The sequence below is a fragment of the Guyparkeria sp. genome (genome assembly GCF_046540515.1).
In the GTDB taxonomy this organism is placed as follows: Bacteria; Pseudomonadota; Gammaproteobacteria; order Halothiobacillales; family Halothiobacillaceae; genus Guyparkeria.
The window spans coordinates 1-4221 of sequence record NZ_JBKHFB010000104.1; the positions used below are offsets into that span (position 1 = coordinate 1).

At 68.7% G+C, this 4221-nt stretch carries 4 protein-coding genes; all 4 read right to left on the reverse strand.

Annotation, left to right across the window (positions count from 1 at the left end; genetic code table 11):
• A partial coding sequence (locus ACLFRM_RS09070) for a metal ABC transporter permease (RefSeq protein ID WP_410755417.1) occupies positions 1–918 on the reverse strand: 918 nt, incomplete at its 3' end.
• The gene (locus ACLFRM_RS09075) at positions 918–2135 is read right to left on the reverse strand and encodes a metal ABC transporter permease (RefSeq protein ID WP_410755418.1); all 1218 of its coding nucleotides are present in this window, start codon (positions 2133–2135) and stop codon (positions 918–920) included. The genes ACLFRM_RS09075 and ACLFRM_RS09070, both read right to left, overlap by 1 nt.
• A complete protein-coding gene (locus tag ACLFRM_RS09080) occupies positions 2135–2950 on the reverse strand; it encodes a metal ABC transporter ATP-binding protein (protein ID WP_410755419.1) in 816 nt (271 codons plus the stop codon). Before ACLFRM_RS09080 ends, ACLFRM_RS09075 begins: the two co-directional genes overlap by 1 nt.
• Complete coding sequence (locus ACLFRM_RS09085) at positions 2947–3891, reverse strand: metal ABC transporter solute-binding protein, Zn/Mn family (protein WP_410755420.1); 945 nt, start codon at positions 3889–3891, stop codon at positions 2947–2949. Before ACLFRM_RS09085 ends, ACLFRM_RS09080 begins: the two co-directional genes overlap by 4 nt.
• Positions 3892–4221: the final 330 nt, after the last annotated feature.

Here is a 4221-nt window from a genome sequence, read left to right on the forward strand (position 1 = left end):
GGAAGCCGCGCCGGATCGATTGCGGTGGGGGCCGTAGATGGCGGCAAGTGCAAGCACGAGGCCGGAGACCGTGGCGATCATGCCTGCGGCGCTGACGGCATCATCCGCCCCAAGCAACAGCGGCCCGTAACCCGCCAGCACGTACCCCATCACCGCCGAGAAGACGGCGAAGGCCAGCGACCAGAGCACCTGGATCTCCAGACGGTTGGTCATCAGCCGCGCCGCGGCCGGCGGGCAGATGAACATGGCGATGACGATGATCGAACCGACCGCATCGAAGGCGGCGACCGCGGCGATCGCCGCCATGATCACCAGCCCCAGACCGATGAGGTTGGTGCGCATGCCCAGCACCCGGGCGAAGCCCTCGTCGAAGGTGGAGATCTTCAGCGGGCGCCAGAACACCACGGTGAACACCAGCATCAGCAACGCCACGATGGCGATCCGCGGCAGTTCTGGCGGTATGCCAGCGAGTGCGACCGGGTCGAACAGCGAGCCCCAGCCGGCGGCCTCCACCCAGATCAGGCTTTCCAGGTTGCCGTAGAGCGCGTGCTGGACGTCCAGGTGCACCGAGGAGGTATCCGACTGCTCGAGCATCAGCACGCCGAAGGCGAACATCGCCGTGAAGGCCACGCCCATGGCCGCCCCGGGCTCGATGCGGCCCAACCGGCGGATCAGCTCGATCAGCACCACGGACACCACGGCCGCGCCGGCGGCTCCCGCCATCATCGCCCAGGAACTGACGGTGCCGGTGAGCAGAAACCCGACCACGATGCCCGGCAGGACGACGTGACTGATGGCATCGCCGATCAGGGCCTGGCGGCGCAGGACCAGGAAATTGCCCGGCAACGCGCAGGCGATCGCGGCCAGCACGCCGATCAGGATCGGCACCAGCGAGAGCATGACGAATTCGCCGCCCATCAGGCACACTCCCCGCCGGAATCGGCGATCTGTCGGTCGATCTCGCGGATCTCGTCGCGCGTCAGCACGTCCTCGATCGGCAACAGGCCGTCATAGCGCGAGACGGCCGATTCGTGCGAGTGCATGCGCCGGGCGACCGCCCAGCGAGACTCGTCCCGGCAGGCCTTCTCGGCGCGCCGACGACCCAGCTCGGTGGGCACGCCGTCGGCCCGGGCAAGCCCGGCCTGCACCAGCAGCTCGAGGGTGTAACGCTCGTAGATGGGCAGGTCCTGGGCGATCGCCAGCAGGCCCTGACGCAGGTGGATGCGCCGCTGCTGGCGCCGGTGGCGCAGCCAGGCGGCCAGCACCCCGCGACCGGGAGAAAACAGCATCGAGACGGCAAACAGGACGAAGGCGGTCAGCACGATGATCGGTCCGGTGGGCAGCGCGGGCGCGGTGGCGGAGATCGCCGCGCCGACAAAGCCGGACAGCCCGCCGAACAGCCCGGCGATCACCACCACCCGATCGCTGCGATTGCTCCAGAAGCGGGCGGTGACCGGCGGGATGATCAGCAGCGCGACGATCAGCACCAGGCCGACCACCTTCAGCCCGATGATGGTCACGGCCAGCACCAGGGCCATCATGGCCAGGTCCACCCGGCGGACGTTGACCCCCGAGGCGGCGGCAAAGCCGGCGTCGAAGGCAATCAGGGTCATCGGCCGACGAAGCGCCCAGACCACCAGCACCGCCAGCGCCCCGGCCACGGCGATCAGCACGGCATCCTCGTAGAGCATCCCCGCGGTCGCCCCGAGCAGGAAGTCCTCGAGACCCGCCGGGCGGCCGACCGAGACGGTCTGGATGACGGTCAGCAGCACCACGCCGAAACCGAAGAACACCGAGAGCACCGCCCCGATGGCGGCGTCCTCGGCGAGACGCGTGTGCCGCGTGAGCGCGTGCATCGCCCACAAACCAAGGGCCGCGGTAAACGAGGCGCCCAGCAGCAGACCGATCAGGTGCCGACCGTCTCCGCCGAAGGCAATCATCACGAGAAAGGCCAGCCCCACGCCCGGAAGCGTCGAGTGACTGATCGCATCCGAGACCAGCGCGCGCTTGCGCAGGAACAGGAAGGTGCCCGACGCCCCGGCGGCGGCCCCGAGCAGCGCCGCGCCGATCGCCACCAGCGTGGCGTTGTAGCCCAGCTGCAGGGTCAGGGCATCGACCAGCATCGACACCCCCATCAGTGACCGCCCAGTTGCAACTGGTCCATGAGATTCGCCGCCAGCCGGCCACCGTAGGCCCGCTGCAGGTTGTCCTCGGTGAACGCTTCGGCCACCGGCCCTTCGGCGACCTTGTGCACGTTGATCATCATCACGTGATCGAAGTAGTCGCGCACCGTGGACAGATCGTGGTGGACGGCCACCACGGTGCGTCCCTCGGCCTTGAGCGTCTTGAGCACGTCGATGATCGCCCGCTCGGTGGCCGCATCGACTCCGGCGAACGGCTCGTCGAGCAGGTAGAGATCCGCCCCCTGGGCGAGCGCCCGCGCGAGGAAGACCCGCTGCTGCTGGCCGCCGGAAAGCTGGCCGATCTGCCGATCGGCGAAGTCGCGCATGCCGACGCGATCGAGGCAATCGAAGGCCCGCCGGCGGTGAGAATCACGCACCGGCTTGAGCAGCCCCAGTTCACGCGCCAGGCCCATGAGCACCACGTCGATCACGCGGGTGGGAAAGTCCCAGTCGACCGAGGCCCGCTGCGGGACGTAGGCGATGCGCCGCCGGCTTTGCGCCAGGGGCTGGCCGTAGACCGACACCACCCCCGACAGTCGCGGCACGATGCCCAGCACCGCCTTGAGCGTGGTCGACTTGCCCGCGCCGTTCGGGCCGATGATCGCGGTCATCGAGCCGTCCTCGACCGTCATGTCGAGCGAGAACACCGCCGGCTTGTCGCCGTAGGACACGGTCAGGCCGCGTACCGCCAGCGGCTTGTCCGACACGGTATCGAGCGCATCACCGATCGGTGCGTGTCCCATCGCGTTCTGCAGTACACGGATCATCGCGCCGACTCCGTCAGACGCCCCTGCATGCCGTCGGCTGGCGCCTCCCCGCCGAGCGCGCGGACGATGGTGGTGATGTTGTGGTCGATCATGCCGATGTACGTCCCCTCGTAGGTCCCCTTCGGGCCCATGGCGTCCGAGTAGAGGGTACCGGCAATGCGCACCTCGTGGCCACGGGCGGCCGCCCCTTCCACCAGGGCGCGGATGTTTCGCTCCGAGACCGAGCTTTCCACGAACACCGCCCCGATCTCGCGCTCGACCAGCAGGCCGACCAGGTCGCGGATGCGGCGCAGGCCCGCCTCCGATTCGGTCGAGATACCCTGGATGCCGATCACCTCGAAGTCGTAGGCACGTCCGAAATAGGCGAAGGCATCGTGCGCGGTCAGCAGCACGCGCGCCTCGGCGGGCACGCTTGAAGTCACCTCGTCGGCCCACTGCGCGAGTCGCTCGACGCGCTCGAGGTAATCGCCTGCCCGGTCGCGGAAGGTCGCCTCGAGATCGGGGCGCGCCTCGATCATCGCATCGCGCACCGTGGCGACGACCTCGGCCCAGAGTGACGGGTCCATCCAGACGTGCGGGTCGCGCTTGTCGTCGTAGTCCTCGTGGCCGAGCAGGCGATCCCGGTCGAGCCCCTCGGCCACGGCGACCACGGTCTGGCGCTTGGCGAGGCGCTGCAGGAACTCCTCCATCTGCGCCTCGAGATACAGGCCATGCCAGAGCACCAGGTCGGCGCGGGTCATGGCGACGATGTCGCTGCGGGTCTGGCGATAGCTGTGCGGGTCGATGCCCGGGCCCATCAGCCCCTTGACCTCGACCGCCTCGCCCCCGATCTCGCGCACGGCATCGGCGATCATGCCGGTGGTCGCGACCACCGACAGGCGCTCGCCCGCGTGGCCGGCGAGCGGCACGGCCAGCATAGCGACCAGCGCCGAGAGCGCCACAACGCCTCGACGCAGGACATGAGTCGCTGTCCGACTTGCCGCTTGCCCGCCCCACGGCCGCCCTACCCATCTGCTGATCTGCATCAGACCTACCTCTCGTAAAAGTTAGTCTCGACTAACTTTCGACTTTATCCGTTCTCCCGGCCAGCCGTCAATGGGTCGAACCGGCGAACTGGCGGCCTTCCGGGTTTCGGGGTTGCGTGAACATCGCCCCGGCTGCACCAGCACGGGGCAAGGGCGGTAGAGTCCTCGCTCCTCGAGCCGACCCGGATCGATCCATCTCCACTCCCGGCAGGACAGCCCGCATGACTGACGAGACCCAACACACGC